Source organism: Paenibacillus sp. 01T431 (assembly GCF_056398625.1).
This window is the reverse complement of sequence record NZ_JBFTPT010000002.1, coordinates 203,432-223,335: the sequence shown is the minus strand read 5'-3', so window position 1 is coordinate 223,335 and position 19,904 is coordinate 203,432. Positions and strand designations below refer to the sequence as shown.

The 19,904-nt window shown below is 45.1% G+C and carries 18 protein-coding genes; 3 read left to right on the top strand and 15 right to left on the bottom strand.

The genetic code is table 11. The features are described 5' to 3' along the window. Positions 1-218: 218 nt before the first annotated feature. Together AC1DM9_RS03655 and AC1DM9_RS03650 are read right to left on the bottom strand one after the other, a co-directional pair. A complete protein-coding gene (locus AC1DM9_RS03655) occupies positions 219-1,226 on the bottom strand; it encodes a globin-coupled sensor protein (protein ID WP_076267612.1) in 1,008 nt (335 codons plus the stop codon). Between the two features lie 662 nt (positions 1,227-1,888). Then, positions 1,889-3,784 (bottom strand): PrkA family serine protein kinase, encoded by a 1,896-nt coding sequence (locus AC1DM9_RS03650; RefSeq protein ID WP_339204377.1) that lies wholly within the window; start codon positions 3,782-3,784, stop codon positions 1,889-1,891. A 242-nt stretch (positions 3,785-4,026) separates the two neighbouring features. Between AC1DM9_RS03650 and AC1DM9_RS03645 the strand changes: the two genes are divergently transcribed. Further along, on the top strand, positions 4,027-4,752 hold the full coding sequence (locus tag AC1DM9_RS03645; RefSeq protein WP_076267610.1) for a DUF2161 family putative PD-(D/E)XK-type phosphodiesterase: 726 nt from the start codon (positions 4,027-4,029) through the stop codon (positions 4,750-4,752). Here the strand turns inward: AC1DM9_RS03645 and AC1DM9_RS03640 are convergent. Continuing rightward, entirely contained in the window at positions 4,736-5,932 is a 1,197-nt protein-coding gene (locus tag AC1DM9_RS03640) for an aminotransferase-like domain-containing protein (RefSeq protein WP_477578557.1), read from the bottom strand. The genes AC1DM9_RS03645 and AC1DM9_RS03640 overlap by 17 nt on opposite strands. Positions 5,933-6,135: 203 nt before the next feature. Here AC1DM9_RS03640 and AC1DM9_RS03635 point away from each other — a divergent pair, with 203 nt between their 5' ends. After that, positions 6,136-6,276: a hypothetical protein gene (locus AC1DM9_RS03635; protein WP_477578555.1), complete on the top strand. Its 141-nt coding sequence runs from the start codon at positions 6,136-6,138 to the stop codon at positions 6,274-6,276. Here AC1DM9_RS03635 and AC1DM9_RS03630 read toward each other — a convergent pair. Together AC1DM9_RS03630 and trmL are read right to left on the bottom strand one after the other, a co-directional pair. Further along, positions 6,273-6,521 (bottom strand): AbrB/MazE/SpoVT family DNA-binding domain-containing protein, encoded by a 249-nt coding sequence (locus AC1DM9_RS03630; protein WP_054023539.1) that lies wholly within the window; start codon positions 6,519-6,521, stop codon positions 6,273-6,275. The two genes, AC1DM9_RS03635 and AC1DM9_RS03630, sit on opposite strands and share 4 nt — an antisense overlap. A gap of 175 nt (positions 6,522-6,696) precedes the next feature. Continuing rightward, the gene (gene trmL, locus AC1DM9_RS03625; protein ID WP_339204382.1) at positions 6,697-7,161 is read right to left on the bottom strand and encodes a tRNA (uridine(34)/cytosine(34)/5-carboxymethylaminomethyluridine(34)-2'-O)-methyltransferase TrmL; all 465 of its coding nucleotides are present in this window, start codon (positions 7,159-7,161) and stop codon (positions 6,697-6,699) included. Positions 7,162-7,310: 149 nt separating this feature from the next. Here trmL and AC1DM9_RS03620 point away from each other — a divergent pair, with 149 nt between their 5' ends. Next, entirely contained in the window at positions 7,311-8,033 is a 723-nt protein-coding gene (locus AC1DM9_RS03620) for a response regulator transcription factor (RefSeq protein WP_076267607.1), read from the top strand. 99 nt (positions 8,034-8,132) lie between these two features. On the opposite strand, the gene serC is transcribed toward AC1DM9_RS03620, so the two are convergent. The 10 genes from serC to AC1DM9_RS03570 all read right to left on the bottom strand — a co-directional run bounded on the left by serC (position 8,133) and on the right by AC1DM9_RS03570 (position 19,899). Next, complete coding sequence (serC, locus tag AC1DM9_RS03615; RefSeq protein ID WP_477578553.1) at positions 8,133-9,218, bottom strand: 3-phosphoserine/phosphohydroxythreonine transaminase; 1,086 nt, start codon at positions 9,216-9,218, stop codon at positions 8,133-8,135. A 217-nt stretch (positions 9,219-9,435) separates the two neighbouring features. Further along, positions 9,436-10,860, bottom strand: a complete 1,425-nt coding sequence (glnA, locus tag AC1DM9_RS03610) for a type I glutamate--ammonia ligase (protein ID WP_076267605.1) — start codon at positions 10,858-10,860, stop codon at positions 9,436-9,438. A 290-nt stretch (positions 10,861-11,150) separates the two neighbouring features. Continuing rightward, positions 11,151-12,212 (bottom strand): 3-deoxy-7-phosphoheptulonate synthase, encoded by a 1,062-nt coding sequence (gene aroF, locus AC1DM9_RS03605; RefSeq protein WP_076267604.1) that lies wholly within the window; start codon positions 12,210-12,212, stop codon positions 11,151-11,153. A 297-nt stretch (positions 12,213-12,509) separates the two neighbouring features. Beyond that, complete coding sequence (locus tag AC1DM9_RS03600; protein WP_441908263.1) at positions 12,510-13,490, bottom strand: 4-hydroxy-3-methylbut-2-enyl diphosphate reductase; 981 nt, start codon at positions 13,488-13,490, stop codon at positions 12,510-12,512. A 37-nt stretch (positions 13,491-13,527) separates the two neighbouring features. Then, positions 13,528-15,051 carry a sensor histidine kinase gene (locus tag AC1DM9_RS03595; RefSeq protein ID WP_477578551.1) on the bottom strand — a complete coding sequence of 508 codons (1,524 nt, stop codon included), beginning with the start codon at positions 15,049-15,051 and terminating at the stop codon, positions 13,528-13,530. A gap of 4 nt (positions 15,052-15,055) precedes the next feature. Next, positions 15,056-15,748: a response regulator transcription factor gene (locus tag AC1DM9_RS03590; protein WP_076267601.1), complete on the bottom strand. Its 693-nt coding sequence runs from the start codon at positions 15,746-15,748 to the stop codon at positions 15,056-15,058. Between the two features lie 84 nt (positions 15,749-15,832). Then, on the bottom strand, positions 15,833-17,521 hold the full coding sequence (locus AC1DM9_RS03585; RefSeq protein WP_441876817.1) for a S1C family serine protease: 1,689 nt from the start codon (positions 17,519-17,521) through the stop codon (positions 15,833-15,835). A 192-nt stretch (positions 17,522-17,713) separates the two neighbouring features. Further along, positions 17,714-18,127 carry a YugN family protein gene (locus tag AC1DM9_RS03580; protein WP_477578549.1) on the bottom strand — a complete coding sequence of 138 codons (414 nt, stop codon included), beginning with the start codon at positions 18,125-18,127 and terminating at the stop codon, positions 17,714-17,716. A 75-nt stretch (positions 18,128-18,202) separates the two neighbouring features. Continuing rightward, a complete protein-coding gene (locus tag AC1DM9_RS03575) occupies positions 18,203-18,868 on the bottom strand; it encodes a response regulator (protein WP_076267598.1) in 666 nt (221 codons plus the stop codon). A gap of 17 nt (positions 18,869-18,885) precedes the next feature. Further along, positions 18,886-19,899, bottom strand: a complete 1,014-nt coding sequence (locus AC1DM9_RS03570) for a sensor histidine kinase (protein ID WP_430060077.1) — start codon at positions 19,897-19,899, stop codon at positions 18,886-18,888. Positions 19,900-19,904 lie beyond the last annotated feature (5 nt).

The following is a 19,904-nucleotide window of genomic DNA, read 5'->3' as shown; positions in this document are numbered from 1 at the left end:
CGCCTCCTTCATGATGGCCGCTATACCAGTTTGGTACTAGCTAGGGGGAAAATCGATCAATTTTGTTGATTTCACGTTAAAAAACTTAACATTAATTACATATTTGTATCGGAATGTTAGGATAATCATACTAAATTCTAAATATTGTGTCAACTTATATAACACGAAAGCAGGAACCCTCAAATGAGAGAATTCCTGCTTTTTCTGAGCTGCATTACCTATTCGGATTGGTTTAATTGCTGCAAATCCTTTGTAACTTTATCAACCATATTAACGAATGAAGCCAGTTCTTGGGATCGAGCTGCTTGATTACGGGCCTCAACCGAGGTTTGCTCCGATTCAAGGCGCACTGCGGATAGCTTCTTATCGATTTCCTCAAGCTTTGACTGTATCCCTTCAAGTGCGTTCCTTGATGAAGCGGCCAGCTTGCGCACTTCATTCGCAACAACCTCGAAGCCTCTCCCATTCTCGCCAGCTCTCGCAGCTTCTATTGCAGCATTAAGACCTAACAAATGCGTTTGATCCGATATGCCTCGAATCAAAGTTCCCATTTCGTTAATGCCTTCAAGCTCTTCACGAAGCTCACCTAATAGTGTATGCGTCTTATCCTGAGATTGCGAAGTCGAAATCGCAGTTGCCGCAATCGATTGTGCACCCTCGTCCAGTTCAAACATAAGTGAAGCAAGCTCTTGCACAGCACTCGTAACAGTCGTCAGCATGATGGAACGATTGTCTGCCAGCTCTTGAATTTTTTTCTGTTCATGCTGATTGTAAGCTTCAAGCACGAATTGCGAGTCCAGATTGAACAATTTCGTCAAAGCATGCACAACATCCTTCCAGCGTTCAGGAAGAACTCTTTTCAGTACGTTCGTCGATATGTCCAGATAAGTCATATATGTACCCAAATACCAGTCTGTCGTCAGTCCAATTCGGGAATGAACAGCGCCTATTTTTATGCGGTTATCAATGTAAGCTTGGTCGATTACCCCCTCGGTAAGCGACATGTAATACCATATCTGCGTTTCCTTCAAACGTTCAATGGTGCTTACATTAGAAATAATAGCTACAAGCTCCGGCTGCTGGCCTATGCTTTCATAAAACCGGTCGACCACTTCATGGACAATATTTTGAAAAATGGGCTTGCATTCCGCTAAAATTTTAAGATCCTGCTCCGTAATGCCCGTGTATTCAATCTGCTTCTTGCGCTCTGCTGATAAATTAATCAAAATAGCCCGACTCCTTCGGTATATAGTAGACCACTATTACCTATTATATCGGAAAATATTCAAGAAACAGTATGATCATCTCAAATTCTTTTTAAACCTAGAGGAAGAAAAGAAATGGGGCTGTCCGTAAAGCAATTTCCGAATCATTCAGCCTCCACTTTTCAAGCAGTATGCTAGCAAAAAAGAACCTTCAGATTCAATTTCATAGTGGTTTTGAATGTTCTTTTGCATATACTTTGGGGTTCTCTCACACAAGTTTACCCTTTTTGAATATCCCCTTTTCTAATCCGGCAAGTATGCACTTCTACATTGTCCTTAATTATTTTCTATACTGCATATTCGCAGGATAGCGGCATCTTTCTCATACTTACGTGTAGCTATACTGTATTTCCTACAGTGTAAGCACTCTTTAAATGCTAAAATGGCAGATCATATTGCAAATTATTGCATAAATACAACATAAGTATCCAACACAGCTAAAAAAGGGCGAAGTTCCTGCAATTGTGCAGGATAGCTGGACGTAGATCGAGGAAAATGGTGTTGGAGACTTATCAAAATAGCATCAAAACAAAGAAATATGGTTTTACAAAATGAAGAAGGGGCGTCCCTAAGTCATTTATGACTTTTGAGACACCCACTTCTCTAATACTCAGGGCAATTTTTTATCGATTGAGCAGGCTTCCTACATAACGAAGCAATTCATTTGAACATACCGAGCAGTAGCTATGCTCATCCATAAGACGTTTCGTTACTTCATTAATTCGCTTCAATTGACTCTCATCCGGTGTTTTTGTAGACGTCGTTATTTTCACAATATCCTTCAGATCAGCGAACAGCTTCTTCTCGACGGCTTCGCGCAACCGCTCATGACTCGTGAAATCAAACTTTTTCCCTTTCCGCGAATAAGACGAGATTCGAATCAAAATCTCTTCGCGGAACGCTTTTTTCGCATTTTCGGAGACGCCAATTTGCTCCTCGATGGAACGCATGAGGCGCTCATCCGGATCCATCTCTTCGCCTGTCAGCGGATCTTTAATTTTTGCCCAGTTGCAATACGATTCAATGTTATCCAAGTAATTTTCAAATAAAGTGCGGGCAGATTCTTCATAGGAATATACGAATGCCTTCTGAATTTCTTTTTTCGCGAGCAGATCGTATTCCTTGCGGGCCACCGAGATGAAATTCAAGTAGCGCTCACGCTCATCCTTCGTAATGGATGGATGGTGATCCAATCCTTCCTTAAGCGCACGCAAAACATCAAGCGCATTAATACATTGTGTATCCTGCTTAATAAGCGCGCTGGAAATTCGGTTAATGACGTAGCGCGGATCAATACCTGTCATGCCTTCCTCTAAGTATTCGTTTTGCATTTCCTTCAAATCTGCTTCCTTGAACCCTTCGACTTCCTCGCCGTCGTACATCCGCATTTTTTTCACAAGATCCATGCCTTGCTTCTTCGTTTCCTTCAGCCTCGTTAAGATGGAGAAGATGGCAGCAGCACGCAGCGCATGCGGTGCGATATGGATATGGCGCATATCGCTTTGCGCGATTAGCTTCTTATAAATTTTTTCTTCGTCGGACACTCGCAAATTGTAAGGGACCGGCATAACGATCATCCTGGAATGCAAGGCCTCATTTTTCTTATTGCTTATGAACGATTTGTACTCCGATTCATTCGTATGAGCAATAATAAGCTCATCCGCGCTGATCAAAGCGAATCGGCCTGCTTTAAAGTTGCCTTCCTGCGTCAGTGAGAGCAAGTTCCATAAAAACTTCTCATCACACTTGAGCATTTCTTGAAATTCCATCAATCCGCGATTTGCCTTATTAAGCTCACCGTCAAAACGATAGGCGCGAGGATCGGATTCTGATCCATACTCCGTTATCGTCGAGAAATCGATGCTTCCTGTAAGATCGGCAATATCTTGTGACTTCGGATCGGATGGACTGAATGTGCCAATACCAACACGGTTATCCTCAGAAATAAACACCCGCTCAACGAGTACGTTTTCAATATCGCCGCTGTATTCCGTCGTAAGCCTCATTTGGCATGAAGGGCATAGATTCCCTTCAATTCGAACACTGAGCTCTTTTTCAATATCAAGCCGAAGCTCATGGGGAATAAGATGAAGCGGATCCTCATGCATCGGGCAGCCTTTAATCGCATAAACGGCTCCACGCTCAGTTCTGGAAAATTTCTCAAGACCTTTTTTGAGCATCGTAACGATCGTGGACTTTCCTCCGCTGACCGGACCCATTAACAATAGAATCCGTTTGCGAACCTCCAGCCTGCGAGCTGATGAATGGAAATATTCTTCGACCAGCTTCTCCACCGCACGATCCAGCCCAAAAATTTCTTGATCGAAAAATTTATACTGCTTGTTGCCGCCAACATCTTCCACCCCATGAGATTCAATCATTTCATAAACGCGAGAATGTGCTGTCATGGCCGGGGACGGGTCCTTCCTTAACAAATCAACGTAATCCTTGAATGTTCCTGTCCAAGCAAGTTTCTCGCTCTCAGCCTGATACTCCGATATTCGCTTGAAAATGTCCATACCGTGCCTCCTCCCATCGCTTCCGCATTCCACTTATCATTCTACGCCCGGGATTTGTCTCTAGACGCTCTATCGAGTGGTGCCAACTTTTATTGAGGTATTACATTCCTATGCTTATTCGAGGAGATAATTGCACACTATTTTTGTCCTTCATCCATCAAAAAACGACAAGTGCGCAAAATCCTTTGCTATAATGATTCATAAGCATCAATGGAAATGAACGTGGAGAGGAGTTAGCAAACGTGGCAGTAGCACGCGAAGAAGAGCTCTACAAACCTATAAAAAAGTATTATGAGCAGCTTGGGTATGCAGTAAAAAGCGAGGTCCTTCATTGCGATTTGGTCGCTATTCATCCTGAGCGAGCCGATACGATAATTGTCGAAATGAAAAAAACATTCAATCTCGCCTTGCTTTTGCAAGGGGTTGAACGTCTACGATTAAATAGCCATGTCGTACTGGCGGTTGAACGCAATCGAACGAAAAGCGGAGCGCACAACCAGCGCTTTGGCGATTTGACTGAACTGTGCCGAATGCTTGGACTCGGATTTATGACCGTCACCTTCTATAAAACAAAGCCGCCGGTCATCGATTGGTTATGTCAGCCGGGCGATCCGCCGCTGCGCGGAGTAAGGCGCAAGAAGCAAGCACAGCTGCTGACCGAGTTTAAGGAGCGCAGCGGCGACTATAACGTCGGCGGCAGCACTGGCCGCAAGCTTGTTACAGCATACCGCGAGAAGGCTCTGCGCTGTGCTTATGCGCTTCACACCTCGGGACCACTAGCGCCGCGTGAGGTCGCAGCCATTACAGGCTATAGACGCAGCGGCGAAACGCTGCGCAGCAATTATTACGGCTGGTTCGATCGCATTGAACGCGGCAAATACAGCCTGCGCCCTGAGGGCGCGGCTGCATTATCTGAATATAGCAATGTTATCGCTGAATGGTCAGCAACGGTTAGCTCCGCCCCGTAAATTCACCGATCGCTTCAACAAACCGCAATACGCCTTGTTCTGTACGCGCTCCTGTATTATACGTGTAATTCAACCTTGCAGTGTTGCGCTGTGGATGATCGGCATAGAAAGAGCTGCCCGGCACAAACGCAACCCCTTTTTGAACCGCACACCGCAGGAGCGCCTCTGCATCCAATCCGTCAGGCAGCTCCAGCCATAGGAACATGCCGCCTTTCGGTTTTACCCAAGTGATGCCTTCTATTGCCTGGCGCTCAAGGAGACCATGCATCTCAAGCATACGCTCGCCGTATGACTTGGAGATAAGACGGATATGACCATCGAGATCAAACCCTTTAAGCAATTGACTTAATATTTGTTGATCGATCGTACTCGAGTGTAGATCGGCAGCTTGCTTTGCTTTGGCTACCATGTTGATGACTTCGCTGTCTCCGATGGCCCAACCTGACCGCAGAGCAGGTGCTACCGTTTTAGAAAACGTACTCGTATAAAAAACCGCGCCGCCCTCTACTTGTCCTTCTAATGAGAACAGTGTAGGGAATTGCTCGCTCTCATCAAATTTTATGTCACCATAAGGATCATCTTCAATAATTGGCATTTCGTTTTGCTTGCAGAGAGCAAGTATTTTCTTCCTTCGCTCAACGCTCCATACACGTCCCGTTGGATTGCCGAATGTCGGTACAGCATAAAGCAGCTTCGGACGATGCTCGCGAATAAGACGCTCTGCATCCTCAGGAATGATTCCATGCTCATCACTCTCCGCTGCCACTACCTTTAAACCATGAAGAGCAAATACTTGCAAGCTTGCCAAGTAAGTAGGCTTCTCAACCAAGATTACATCTCCAGGCTCTGTAAGTACGCCAACGAGCAAATCAATCGCCTGCTGCGATCCAGTCGTCAGAATCATCTGATCTGGATTAACATGCATTTGCTTAACTGCCATGCGCTCACAAAGCTGCTCCCGCAATGGCAAATACCCAGCTGTCAAACCATACTGCAGTGCGCTTGCTCCAGCAGTAAATACGCGGTCTGCTGCTTCGCGCACGGCTTGTACGGGGAACAGCTCCTCAGCTGGAAGTCCTCCAGCAAATGAGATCATTTCCTTTCCTTGCGTCAGCTTAAGTATATCCCTAACCGCTGAAGATTTAAGCTCTGATACTCTAGATGAAAAACGATAATTCATATTGATTGCTCCTCCTCGCAAGCTATATTGCTATGCTTATACTCTCTATGTTAACAATCTGTTCACAACTTTTAAAGTTTTCTTTTTTGCCATCGTTGGTTATAATAAAGACAGCATACTTGGAGGTGTCCCACAGATGAACTTTATTATCGTTATGACTGTGTTTGCATTGTTCATTACGGCGATGCTTACCAGCTCTTACAATGATGACAAAACAAAAGGACTATAAGCCTGCTTTATCCGCTTATAGCCAGCGCAACAAAAAAATGAAGCTTCCCGAAGAGCAACAATACTCTTCTCGGGAAGCTTCATTTCGTTATACAGCATGCAAAAACGCTGATTAGCGTTGCAGAACTGCCATTTCTTCCATACATACACCACAAACATAGCGATCCTTGAAATCACGAACTTCAACCATTGAACCGCAAAAAACACACTTTGGACGGTAACGCTCCAAAATGATATGGTCACCTTGGACGAAAATTTCAACGGGATCGCCCTCGTTCATCAAATAACGTTTACGTAATGATTTTGGAAGTACAATACGTCCGAGTTGGTCCACTTTTCTTACTACACCTGCTGGTTTCATCACTTTCACCTCTTCTGTGTCTGGTTTCGCAAGCTATTTTTGAGAAACCTCTGCGTTATAGTCTTTCGATGGCACTTCAGTATTTCCTTCCTAATTTAATAATTTCTTAATATCCTGCAATAATTCTTTTTATTAGAGCAAAAAAATTCCAAAAAATGAGAAATAAATCAACATTTTAATCGAGTCCTGGAAAATGATTTTGTCTAAGCGCTTCATACACGATAATTGCTGCAGAATTGGACAGATTAAGTGATCGCACCTTATCCGTCATCGGCAATCTAATGCAAGTTTCTATATTCGCATCTATAAGCTCCTGTGGCAAGCCCTTTGTTTCTTTCCCGAATACAAAGAAATCGCCATCCTGATACTCGAACTGTGAATACGTCTTCTTCGCTTTCGTACTTGCGTAGAAGAATCGGCCTTGCGGATAACTTGCGAGCACCTCATCGAAGGAATCATGATACTCGATATGTACCGAGTGCCAATAATCGAGTCCTGCCCTCTTCAAAGTACGATCGTCCGTATCGAAGCCAAGTGGTCTTACCAAATGCAAAATAGTGCCGGTTGCAGCGCATGTACGAGAAATATTACCTGTATTTGCAGGAATTTCTGGTTCTACCAAAACAATATGAAATGGCATAGTTTTGTTTCTCACCTCTCATTTTGCCTATTATACACGAAAATGACGAATATTTTTACACCCACTTTACGTACCGTTAATCTCAAGCATAATTTCACCCTTCATAATAGAACCATAATAGGCGGAAACACATGGAGGAGAGCTGAATCATGCGAAAAAAAATTTTGATCGTGGATGACGAACCATCTATTTCAATGTTGATTGAATTTAACTTAAAGCTGGCAGGTTATGATGTACGTTGTGTAGGTGATGGTGAAGCTGTATTCGAAATGCTTAAGCCTTTCCGTCCCGACTTAATTGTTCTAGATCTCATGCTGCCAAAAATGGATGGACTCCAAGTTTGCCGCGAGCTGCGCAAGCAAAGCAATGCTGTACCCATCGTTATGCTGACTGCACTTCAAGACGTAACCGATAAAATAGCTGGTCTTGATAATGGTGCCGATGACTATATGACTAAACCTTTTAGCCCGCAGGAGCTTGTTTCCCGTATTCAAGCTATATTCCGCAGAGTTCAATCGCTTCCAGGCACTGCAGATGACACAACGTTCAACATTGGCCGCTTGAAGGTTCAGGTTGAACAGCGTGAAGTATTCATAGACGGCAAATCCGTTGAGCTTACGCCAAAGGAATTTGAACTGCTATTGTTCCTTTGCCGCCACAAAGGAAAAGTGCTTAGTCGCCAGCAGCTGCTACACGGCGTATGGGATTACCATTTCCTCGGTGACACACGAATCGTCGACGTTCATATTAGCCATCTGCGCGACAAGATCGAGAAAAACGCACGGACGCCGGAATATATTATGACCGTCCGCAATGTCGGTTATAAATTAAACGGTCCTCATATTGCTGAGAGCAGTCTTGCCCAAGCTTAATGAACTTATAACGTATATACCCAAAAAACAGCCTGCTTCTATATTAGAAGCAGGCTGTTTCTATTCTAGCAATTATAGGCGTGAAATCAAAACTACTTATTAACCGTTCCGTTTTTGGAAGTCAGCCATGAATTGCGCAAGCGCCTCGCAGCTCTCAAGCGGAACCGCATTGTATGTTGAAGCTCTTAGGCCGCCAACATCGCGATGACCTTTCAAGCCTTCAAAACCTTCTTTCAACGACTCCTTAACGAACAGAGCCTCAAGCTCCTCCGTTTGAATACGGAAAGTAATATTCATAAGCGAACGGCTTTGCGGCTGAGCACAGCCCGTGTAGAAGCCGCTGCTTTGATCGATAGCGTCATAGATCAGCTTCGTTTTGTCGCGGTTGTACTGCTCAAGCTGAGAAACTCCGCCTTTTGCCTTGATCCACTCCAGAACCAGCTTCACCATATATACCGAGAAAGACGGCGGTGTATTGTACAACGAGCCGCTCTTCGCATGCGTGCTGTAACGGAACATCGTTGGAATCGTTTTGTTGCTGCTCTCGATAAGATCCTTACGAATGATGACAACGGTAACGCCTGATGGACCTAGGTTTTTTTGTGCGCCGGCATAAATGACGCCAAATTTGCTCACATCAATCGGTCTGCTCAAAATATCACTGGACATATCCGCAATTAGTGGCACATCACCAGTGTCAGGGAATTCTTGGAACTGCGTTCCGCCGATCGTTTCATTTGATGTTAAATGTACATAGGAAGCATTGCTCGGAACTTCAATTTCTGACAAAGTCGGCATACGCATAAATTTGTCAGCTTCAGTCGAAGCAGCAATAACCGTTTCTCCGACAAGTTTCGCTTCTTTAAGCGCTTTGTCAGCCCAAGCTCCTGTCATGACGTAAGCGCCTGGCTTGCCAGGCTGCAGAAGATTCAGAGGAAGCATAGCAAACTGTGTGCTCGCGCCGCCTTGCAGCAATAAAACTTCATAGTTTTCTGGAATTCCGAACAATTCACGAAGCAGGGCTTGCGATTGATTGTTCACTTCTTCATACATTTTGCTGCGGTGAGACATTTCCATAATGGACATCCCCGCGCCCTGATAATCAACAAATTGCTCCTGGGCTTGCTTCAGCACCTCAAGTGGTATTGCGGCTGGTCCTGCATTAAAATTAAATGCTCGTGTCATCTTCGGATACCCACCTCTGTTTCTTTATTTATGATATGGATATGATAGCAATTTTGAAGGGCTGCATCAAGTGTATTCCGCATATTAAATAAATTAAAAGTCGAACGTATGACGCAATACTGTCAATAAACATTCGGATTTCGTTCATTTTATCTTTACAAACCATAAAAAAACGGGTCCCAGAGGGACCCGTTTCTTATATTTCTTGAACGATTGATTAGCAATCGTAGTAAAGGCTGAACTCATGCGGATGAATACGGATTGCAACAGCTTTAGCTTCTTGACGTTTTACTGCAACGTAGTTGTCAATGAAGTCTTTAGAGAATACGCCGCCTTCAGTCAAGAAATCGGAATCTGCTTCAAGGGCATTAAGCGCCTCGTCAAGCGTTCCAGGAACGCTGCGGATTTCTTTTTTCTCTTCTTCTGGCAATTCGTAGATGTTTTTGTCGAAAGGACCGTAACCAAGAGCTACTGGATCAAGCTTGCGCTTGATGCCGTCCAGACCTGCAAGCAGCATCGCTGCAAATGCAAGGTAAGGGTTAGCTGTGTTGTCCGGCGTACGGAATTCAATACGACAGCCTTTAGGTGTTACAGCTGCAATCGGAATACGAACGGCTGCAGAACGGTTGCCTTTTGAGAATACAAGGTTAACCGGCGCTTCGTAACCAGGCACAAGACGTTTGAATGAGTTCGTGCTTGGGTTAGTGATTGCGATCAAAGCCGGAGCGTGGTAAAGTACGCCGCCGATGTAGTGCATAGCCATTTCGCTTAGGTTAGCGTAAGCGCCTTTGTCATAGAACAAAGGAGTATCGCCGTTGAAGATAGAAGCATGAACGTGCATACCGCTACCGTTGTCACCGAATAGTGGCTTCGGCATGAAAGTAGCCGTTTTGCCATATTGGCGAGCTGTGTTGTGAATAATATATTTGAATTTCATAAGATTGTCGGCTGTTTTTGTCAATGTGTCAAAACGGAAGTTGATTTCTGCTTGACCAGCAGTTGCAACTTCATGGTGATGACGTTCTACGCGAAGGCCCGATTCCTGCAATAGGCGAACCATTTCGCTGCGGATGTCTTGTTGGGAGTCGATAGGAGCTACAGGAACATAGCCGCCTTTAACTGGAATTTTCGAACCAAGGTTTCCGCCCTCTTCTTTACGGTTCGTGTTCCAGCCAGCTTCCTCGGATTCAACAACATAAGAGGATGCGTTCATTGTGCTTTCATAGCGAACTTCGTCGAAAATAAAGAATTCAGGTTCTGGTGCAAAAAATGCTGTCGTACCAATACCCGTAGTTTGAAGATACTCTTCAGCCTTTTGAGCGATGCTGCGTGGGTCACGGTCATAACGATCGCCTTCAGGTGTATGAATATTACACATAACGTTCAGTGTAGGATGATCAGTGAAAGGATCAATAAATACGGATTCTGTATCCGGCATCATAACCATATCGGAATTTTCGATACCGCGGAAACCGTGGATTGATGATCCATCAAAAGCTACTCCGTTTACAAAAGTATCAGCATCAACCTCAGCAGCAGGAAGCGTGATGTGGTGAGCCTTACCTAGAAGATCCACGAAGCGGAAATCTACAAACATAATGCTGTTTTCTTTAATATTGTCCAAAACATTTTGAACTGACATTATAATTTCCTCCATTTCCGAACATTAGCGTAGTGTTGAACAAGTATTGTTCAATTATTGCTCCAAATCCATGTCGTTATTATAAAACTAGCCCTCAATCTCCGTCAATAGCTATGTAAGGTATTTTTTGAACTCATGTTAGGTATACTTACAAGTTTGTACGTTTGTTCACAAATCCTCAATAAAAAAAGCTGAGATCCTTTTATTTATAAGGCTTTTTGAGAACGGTTACACAAAAAACAAAAAAACTTTGCCATCCTAAGATGACAAAGGTTTGGTTTGATGTTAGGTTAGATTTTCCACTCTACAAAGGCTTCTGCTGGTGCTTTTGGCGTATCAAACTGTTTGCCTACGATCGGTGCCAGCTTCTCTAGGTCCTTCAATAAGTTAGCGAATTGGTCCGGGAACAAGGATTGTACCCCATCGCCAGTCATCGAGTTATCTGGATCGGTATGCATTTCAACGATCAATCCGTTCGCGCCAGCCGCTACTGAAGCTTTCGACATAGGCTCAACCAGCTCACGACGGCCAGTTCCATGGCTCGGGTCAGAAATAACTGGCAGATGGCTGAGCGATTGAAGCACTGGAATTGCAGATAAATCAAGCGTATTGCGCGTGTAAGTTTCGAATGTTCGGATTCCGCGTTCACACAACATGACATTTGGATTGCCGCCTGCCAAAATGTACTCCGCCGCATTCAAAAACTCGTCATAGGTTGAGCTGAATCCACGTTTAAGCAGTACAGGCGTTTGAATCGTTCCAAGCTTGCGCAGCAAATCGAAGTTTTGCATATTGCGTGTACCTACTTGAAGAATGTCCGCGTATTCTGCACATACATCCACATATTCTGGCGTCATGACCTCTGTAATCGTCAGAAGGCCGTGCTTCTTACCCGCTTCCGCCATCATAACAAGCCCTTCCACGCCTACGCCTTGGAAGCTGTAAGGCCCTGTGCGCGGCTTGAAGGCGCCTCCGCGCAGCACCTGTCCGCCAGCCGCTTTTACTAAACGAGCAATCTCGTCGATTTGCTCCGGTGTTTCAACAGCACAAGGTCCGCCCATTATAACAAGATTGCTTCCGCCGATTTTCACACCTTTTATGTCAATAACTGTATCATCCGGATGAAAGTCACGGCTTGCTAGCTTGTATGATTTCGAAATTTTAATAACGTTTTCCACACCTTTCATTTGACGCAAATGCTCAGCAAGCGTAGGTTCTGCTTTGCCAATAATTCCAATTACCGTACGATCCGTACCTCTTGATACATGTGCTTGAACTCCTGCTCTTTCAATATGAGCAACAATTTCTGTAATGCGTTCTTCTGCAATATTTGAATTCGTGATAACGATCATAGGGATCACTCCTAAATTTATTGTGGGATTTGGGCAAAAAAAATGTACAAACTTTTGCTTAATAAATGCATGGCATCGCACGAAGCGCGCCTCATTTTCTCATAATCATTGGATATCTACTTTATGGCTTTTATGCTTCGTAGCTTTTAAGCTTCTACGCTTTTAACCGCTAAAGTAAATATACAAGAGAAACTCATTTTCGTCAACCCCGTCATAATAAAAAAAGGAGAAGAGACTCATTCATGATGCTTCTTCTGCATCAATCACTAGTCTCATCTCTCTCTTCATGTTAGCTATTTATTCAGGTTTCTCTGCAGTTGCCGTTGCCGCTGGGGTCGACTTCACTCGAACATTAGGCAGCAGCTTATTCATATTGACCGTACGACGGATTTCCCATGTCTCCGGATTATTATGATCGTACTGCTCTAAATAAGTAATAACCTCTTTCGTAAGCGGCGTCGGCGTAGACGCACCAGATGTAACTGCGACACGATCGATGCCTTTCAGCCACTCCTGTTCAATCTCTGACACATCGGAAACGCGGTAAGCTTTCACTCCTGCGATCTCCTCGGATACTTGTGCTAGACGGTTCGAGTTGTTGCTTCGCGGATCGCCAACTACAATTGTAAGCTGCGCTTCGCCTGCTTGCTCTGCCACCGCCTCTTGACGAACCTGAGTTGCCATGCAGATTTCATTATGAACCTCTGCAGTAGGATAACGCTCAAGGAGCTTGCTAATCACATGACGAATATCCCATTGCGACATCGTCGTTTGGTTCGTTATAAGAATGCGCCCTTCCGGCACATTAAGCGCAGCAATTTCTTCTTCCTTTTCGATGAGGTGAACATGCTCCGGCGCAACGCCGATCGCTCCTTCGGGCTCAGGATGGCCCTTCTTGCCAATATAAATAATATGATAGCCTTCCGCCGATTTATCGCGAATGAGATCATGAGTTCTCGTAACGTCTGGGCATGTCGCATCCACAACGGAAAGCCCCTTGTCACGAGCACGCTGACGCACTTCTGGCGAGACGCCATGCGCTGTAAATATAACGGTGCCTTGTTCGATTTGATCCAAAATGTCGAGTCGGTTGGCGCCATCAAGCGTAATGACACCTTCCTGCTCGAATGCTTCTGTAACATGGGCATTATGGACAATCATACCTAATATATAAATAGGTCGCGGCAGCTCCAAGTTTTTGACCGTTTGCAAAGCCAGTACCATCGCGTCGACGACGCCATAGCAATAACCACGCGGTGATATTCTAACGATTTCCATTTATTGCACCTGCTTTCTGACCGGATATGCGTAACAGCTATGAATCCTTCATTTCATCCGTTGCTACTATTATAGACGAATGAGACGTGTCAGAAAAGCTAATTGGAAGCCAAATCGTAAACTTCGTTCCATTTCCTTCGCTGGTGAGCACTTCTACAGAACCTTTATGCTCATCAATAATCCATTTTGCAATGGATAATCCAAGACCTGTACCGACGGTAACTCCCCGTGATTCGTCCGCTCGATAGAAGCGATCGAAAATATGCGGGATTTCATCTGGATTCATCCCAATCCCTGTATCTTGGATAACGAAGCCGATTTGTAAATCCCTTCTGACCGCACTCAGCTCAACCGTACCCTCCGACGTATATTTGAATGCATTCTCAATAAAAATAAATAACAGCTGCTGCAAATAATTGTGATTGGCATTGACGCGCACCCCATCCAATGCCGATAGATCGCCAAGCTTCCATTCAGCTGTACGCGGGAGCAGCTGTGCTCTGCGCACAACCTCCTCTGTAAGCGGCAGCAGGTCAAGCGGCGTCTTCTCCATCGTATAACCCGCATCTGCTCTCGCAAGCGCAAGCAGATCATTAACGAGCGTACTCATACGAATCGCCTCAGCAGATATATCGCTCATCGCTTCTTTGGACATATCCCATCGATCCGAATCCAGCGGCAGCCACTCGCCCGTATCGATATCTCTATTCGTCTCTCGAACTCGCGTCCACATCCGCTCGAGCAGCTCAATATTGCCTCGAATTGTCGTCAAAGGCGTCCTAAGCTCATGAGACGCGTCAGATACGAACCTGCGCTGCGCCTTGTAAGCTTCATCAAGCTCATTGTATGCCATCTCCAAACGCGCAAGCATCACGTTTAACGTACTCACAAGCCTTCCAACTTCATCCTTCGGCCCCATGACAGGTATACGCACACTGAGATCAGCACCATTTTCAATTTGCTCTGTAGCACGAATGACTCGTTCAATTGGACGAAGAGCCTGACGTGCAATTAACAAGCCTATAGTAAAGGCGATAAGTACAACGATTAAAGAGGCGAAAATGAGCGTCGTTCGAACACTATGCAGAAATTTTTCTTCATTGTAAGGGATCGCACCAACCTGAAGAAGGCCAACTAAAGTTCCATCATTTGTATAAATAGGGCGTTGGTGAATCAGCATATTGTACTTTTTCTTATTAATTTCCACTCGTTTTTCGACTACTCCCTGCTCAGGCTTATCCGATGCTTCAGCATAAGGGAGGACAATTCCAAATTGATTTAAATTGTTTGACTGACTAATTGCACCTTCAATATAATTAACGATTTGAATATACATGTCTTTCTCTTCAATTTGGGATTCTCGTCCCAAATTCAAATCATATTGATCCCAAAAAGTAGTTCCACCTCTAACGACAAGTTTTTGATCCTGTTTCTTTAATTGCTCCTTTAAATCAGAATAGGTATTCCAATTTAAAAAAACATAAATGGAAACGCCAAAAACAAGAAGTGTTACCGCAAGCAAACCCGAATACCAAAGCGTAAGCCTGAGCCTAATGGACATATGCTTAACCCGCCTCTCCGCGAAGCACATAACCGGTGCCGCGAACCGTCTGAATGAGTCGGTTTTTGCCTCCGTCCTCTACCTTTTGGCGCAGCATCGCGATATACACCTCCAGCACATTCGACTCCCCGCTGAAGTCATAACCCCAAATCTTCTCCATAATTGCATCTCGCGTAAGTACACGGCGAGGATTCTCCATGAATAGCAGCAGTAAATCGTATTCCTTGGATGTCAACTCAATCCGGCGACCCGAGCGAATCGCTTCTCTGGCATCCATATCCAAAATCAAATCCTCATAAAGCAGTTGATTGCTTGACTGCTCGATTTTATCTGCTTTGCGGCGCAGCAAGGCACGTGTCCGCGCAAGCAGCTCCTCCAGCGCAAACGGCTTAACCAAATAATCGTCAGCCCCAAGATCGAGCCCTTTGACCCGGTCATTGATGTCATCCTTTGCCGTCAGCATCATAATCGGCACCGTACTGCCTCCCTCGCGCACACGGCGGCAAACTTCCCAGCCATCCACTTGAGGCATCATCACATCAAGAATGAGCAGATCCGGCTCCGTCTTAAGCAGCACCTTCAGCCCTTCCATTCCATTCGAAGCGGTAGTTACCTCATAACCTTCAAACGCTAGACTTCTGCGAAGTAAAGAAATAATTTTATCATCATCATCTACAACTACAATATGCTGTCTCAACGGCATGTCCCCCTCTATTTGCAGCAAAAAGCACAGAGCCTGCTGTCTCTCTGCGCTTTTTGTTTCTATCCATCATGTAAGGCTTTATTGAGCGCCTGACGTATTTTTATCACCAATTTCAACCTTCAAGTTCATCGCACTGCCTTTGCGCAAAATGTTCAGCTCGATCTTATCGCCAACTTTTTTGGTTTTAATTTGATCAATAAGAGCTTGCGTGTTTGCGTATTTCTTGCCGTCAATGCCGACGATGACGTCGAACTGCTGCAATTCAGCCAAGTAAGCTGGTGAATTATAGTATACATTGCGAACAATAGATCCCTCTACTTTATCCATGCCTAATTGCTTCGCAATATCCGCTGTTACATCCTGCAGCTCTGCACCAATGTATGGAGCGGCTGGCTTAGGAATCGTCTTGTTGTTTTTAAGATTTTCCAGCACATCTTGAATCGTGCTCGTCGGAATCGCGAAACCGATGCCTTGTGCTTGCGAGCTTACTGCCGTATTAATGCCAACAACCTCACCGTTCACATTAAGAAGCGGACCGCCAGAGTTACCTGGGTTAATCGAGGCATCCGTTTGCAGCAAATGCTCGTATTTACGTGCTCCCTGTGTATCAGGGATATCAATCGGACGTTCTTTGGCACTTAATACGCCAACAGTAACCGTATGATCGAAGCCGTATGGGTTACCGATTGCAACAACCCAGTCGCCGATATTAATCGTATCCGAGTTGCCAAGCGGAAGCGTTGGGAACGCTTTGTCGCCCGTTACTTTAAGTACCGCTAAGTCTAAGTCATAGCTAGAACCCAGCAATTCAGCCGTGAATGGCTTATCATAGCCTTGAACAATAACTTTGATTTGGTCAGATTCTCCGATTACGTGCTGATTCGTTAAAATATAGCCTGTTGAATCGAAGAAAAACCCAGTTCCGATGCCTGATTGCTGCATGTTGCCTTCTTCATTCTTTTGTCCTGCATCCGGCTGTGTCGTTCCAGGGTAATCATCGCCAAAAAATTGGCGGAAAAACGAATCATCGAGCATGTTGTTGCTATTGTTGCGTTTTGCCGTATTAACGAAGGTTTCGATTTTTACTACTGCTGGACTTGCTGTCTCGAACAATTTAGCGATGTTGTCTGGTCTATCCGCGACTGTAGCCGCACCGCCGTTGCTGGTCGTACCCGCAGAAGCAGTGGAACCCGATCCGCTAGATTGTGTATTTGATGTTAATGCGGCTTCTTTCGTGAACCAGTTGTTTAAGTCCGCTGTATACATCAAGCTGCCTACTACAAGAACACCTGCTAGAAACGATGAAAAAATGGCCTTAAAGGAAGTCCGGCGCGGTTCCCTTACTTGCCATGGCCCTTTGGAGGACTGCGGCGACGGCGTGAACGTTCGAATTTGGGATTGCATAGGCGATTGTGATCTTGCCCGTTCAGATTCCATCGTTGAATCCGATTGTACATTCGCTTCTTCTGCACTGGATGCCTGTGCTTGCGTATCGTGTGTATGTGTATTGCCGTATGGCTGATCTTGAATCAGCTTAGGCTTTTCCGATCCGTAGCCAGAAGCTGAAGGATTCCCGCCTTCTTGAGAATTCGCCTTATACGGCCCATACGAATAATAATAAGATGGCTTTGCCGGCTGCTCCGATGACTCATTTGAAATAGGCTGCGCGGAGTCATTTGCGCTTTCGCTGTTATCAGCTGAGCCATGTCCCTCTTCATTTTTGCGGAAAAAGTCGTCAAATCCCTTTTTGTTGTTTTGATCGTCCATGTACGTTCTCCTCCTTGAATCTTATTGCATCATGCGTCCAATTGGTATTCTATCCGGAAACATGTTATTTGATATAGTTCTATCATGCACATTCTACCTTAAAACAAACTTAAAAGGAATTTAAACAGAAATAAAAAAAACGCTCCCAAATGATTTTGGCAGCGTTTTTTTTGAGTGCTTTTACGATGTGAATCAATGCGAAAAAAGCTGCTCTACTTCATTTAATGTTTCTTTTGCGCGATCAATCCACTGTGGTTCTACTTCAGCATCTGGATTTGACGGTGATTGGAATTGATCAAACAGCGCTCCGACTACACGTACCGATGCTTCCGGATCATTTCCTTCTCTGTACTCATGCTTAAGCACGTACGGTGTACCGAGTATAATCCTCGCTTCATTATCTTTTTCCCCAACATCAATATGACCAGCAATGACTTCAAAAGGAATGCGAAGCCAAATCTTATTCGCATCATCAAGCGCGCGGTCAAAGGAACCAGCAGCATACTCCCAGTTGCCGCCAAGCGTGAATTGCTGCGACTCCAGCAGCTCTTTCGTTTCTAAGAAATGTTGCTCCCGTGATTCCAGCACGGACGAAATGGGTATCATGAAGGCGTCTCCTTTGCACTAGCTTATTTCTAATCTCTTTTTGCTAGTAGGTAGTATACCCTTCCATTTCCACCTTTATGTGCGATTAGCCCAGCCCTTGCGATGGGCCAGCACGGCAAGCTGTGTCCGGTCGTCAAGCTCACATTTCATCAATAAATTGCTGACATGTGTTTTCACTGTTTTTACGCTTATATGCAGCTCTTCTGCAATTTCTTTATTCGATTGTCCATCTGCAATAAGCAGCAAAACTTCCTTCTCACGTTCCGTTAACCCCTCATCACCAGACTGAGCGGTCTTCTGTCTTAAGCCTCTCGTTAACGCCTGCGATACGTCAGCAGTCATGACCGGCATTCCTTTGAATGCGCCGCTGATCGCATAAATAAGCTCTTCTGCAGAAACGGTTTTGAGCACGTAGCTGACAGCGCCAGCCTCTATCGCGCCATAAACCTTGTCATCTTCGAGGAAGCTGGTCAGCATTACGATTTTCATATCAGGAAAATGCGAGATAATCGCCCTTGTGGCTTCAATGCCATCCATGCCGGGCATCATCAGATCCATCAAAATAATATGAGGTCTATTTTCATCCGAGCTAGCCTTCAGCAAGTCAATTGCTGATTGTCCATTGCTCGCCTCTGCAATGACATGAAGCTTTGGCTCCAGCATTAGATAAGTTCGAAGGCCCGTCCTTACCATATCATGATCATCCACGATCATTACTTTTATTAGTTCAGATGCATTCATTATTCATGCTCTCCCCGCTACATTTTTGGTATCGTAACCTTTACCCTCGTCCCGCTCCCAGACTTGCTCCAAATTTCGGCTGCACCGCCAAGCTTCTGTGCTCTCTCCTGCATCGTAGACAGTCCATATGAGCCGCGTCTTACCTCATCTACCTTGAAGCCAACTCCATCATCCTGCAAAATCATGCTAACCTGCCGTTCCGTATCTGCCATTGTCAGCGTGCAGCCCTTTGCGCTTGCATGCTTTACGATATTCGCCATCGCTTCTTGGACGATAAGAAAAAGCTGATGCTCCTTCGCTTCGGATAAACGCTCCTTCAAGCGCCATTCCAGCTCACCTTGCAAATTGTTTTGGCGGCAATAATCAGGGAACCACTTATCAAGCGCTTCATATAAAGTCCGACCTTCAAGCTCCATAGGACGCAGCTGAGCGATGAAATTCCTCATTTGTTTCTGAGCCAAATTAGACATATTGACGAGCTGCTCAAGCACAGAATCCGCTCGTTCGCGATCAACCTGCTGCAGCTTTGGAAGCGATGAAGCGCACATATGGATAGCGAATAACTGCTGGCTTACTGTATCATGCAAATCCCTTGCCAAACGCTTGCGCTCCTCGAGCACTGCCGCTTCATTAGAAGCAGACTCCGTCATCACATACTCTTCGCCGCGTACTTGCAGCCATTTCATCTTTTCTTCCATCTGCTGAGCGAGCTCATTAAACTCACGATAAACCTCATTAAATGAATTATGACCGCCCTCAGTAATCCGAACGCCGTAGTTGCCGTTTGATGCTTGCTTTAGCGATAAATGAAGCGTATCAATTCGGCGTCCAATGCGCTGTGCCGCCCAGTAACCGAACGCCACGCTGACAAGGAGGAAGACGGAGGCAGCCCCTAGGCGCACTTCCGTCTTATTGACTTCATCTAAGAGGCCATTCCAGACAACCGCTCCAAGTATTAGAGACACAGTTGATGCGATGACAAACATTCCGATGAGCTCCCACTTTCCGCTCCTCAAAAACCGAACCATCATACTCG

Bases quoted from the DNA above. Each gene is read 5' to 3' on its own strand.
- AC1DM9_RS03635 (WP_477578555.1), top strand. From the start codon at position 6,136: ATGATGACAAAACAAAAGGACTATAAGCCTGCTTTATCCGCTTATAGC.
- AC1DM9_RS03640 (WP_477578557.1), bottom strand. From the start codon at position 5,932: ATGAATTATCGTTTTTCATCTAGAGTATCAGAGCTTAAATCTTCAGCG.
- AC1DM9_RS03650 (WP_339204377.1), bottom strand. From the start codon at position 3,784: ATGGACATTTTCAAGCGAATATCGGAGTATCAGGCTGAGAGCGAGAAA.
- glnA (WP_076267605.1), bottom strand. From the start codon at position 10,860: ATGTCAGTTCAAAATGTTTTGGACAATATTAAAGAAAACAGCATTATG.
- AC1DM9_RS03595 (WP_477578551.1), bottom strand. From the start codon at position 15,051: ATGTCCATTAGGCTCAGGCTTACGCTTTGGTATTCGGGTTTGCTTGCG.
- AC1DM9_RS03585 (WP_441876817.1), bottom strand. From the start codon at position 17,521: ATGGACGATCAAAACAACAAAAAGGGATTTGACGACTTTTTCCGCAAA.
- AC1DM9_RS03630 (WP_054023539.1), bottom strand. From the start codon at position 6,521: ATGAAACCAGCAGGTGTAGTAAGAAAAGTGGACCAACTCGGACGTATT.
- AC1DM9_RS03570 (WP_430060077.1), bottom strand. From the start codon at position 19,899: ATGATGGTTCGGTTTTTGAGGAGCGGAAAGTGGGAGCTCATCGGAATG.
- AC1DM9_RS03575 (WP_076267598.1), bottom strand. From the start codon at position 18,868: ATGAATGCATCTGAACTAATAAAAGTAATGATCGTGGATGATCATGAT.
- AC1DM9_RS03580 (WP_477578549.1), bottom strand. From the start codon at position 18,127: ATGATACCCATTTCGTCCGTGCTGGAATCACGGGAGCAACATTTCTTA.
- AC1DM9_RS03600 (WP_441908263.1), bottom strand. From the start codon at position 13,490: ATGGAAATCGTTAGAATATCACCGCGTGGTTATTGCTATGGCGTCGTC.
- aroF (WP_076267604.1), bottom strand. From the start codon at position 12,212: ATGATCGTTATCACGAATTCAAATATTGCAGAAGAACGCATTACAGAA.
- AC1DM9_RS03620 (WP_076267607.1), top strand. From the start codon at position 7,311: ATGCGAAAAAAAATTTTGATCGTGGATGACGAACCATCTATTTCAATG.
- trmL (WP_339204382.1), bottom strand. From the start codon at position 7,161: ATGCCATTTCATATTGTTTTGGTAGAACCAGAAATTCCTGCAAATACA.
- serC (WP_477578553.1), bottom strand. From the start codon at position 9,218: ATGACACGAGCATTTAATTTTAATGCAGGACCAGCCGCAATACCACTT.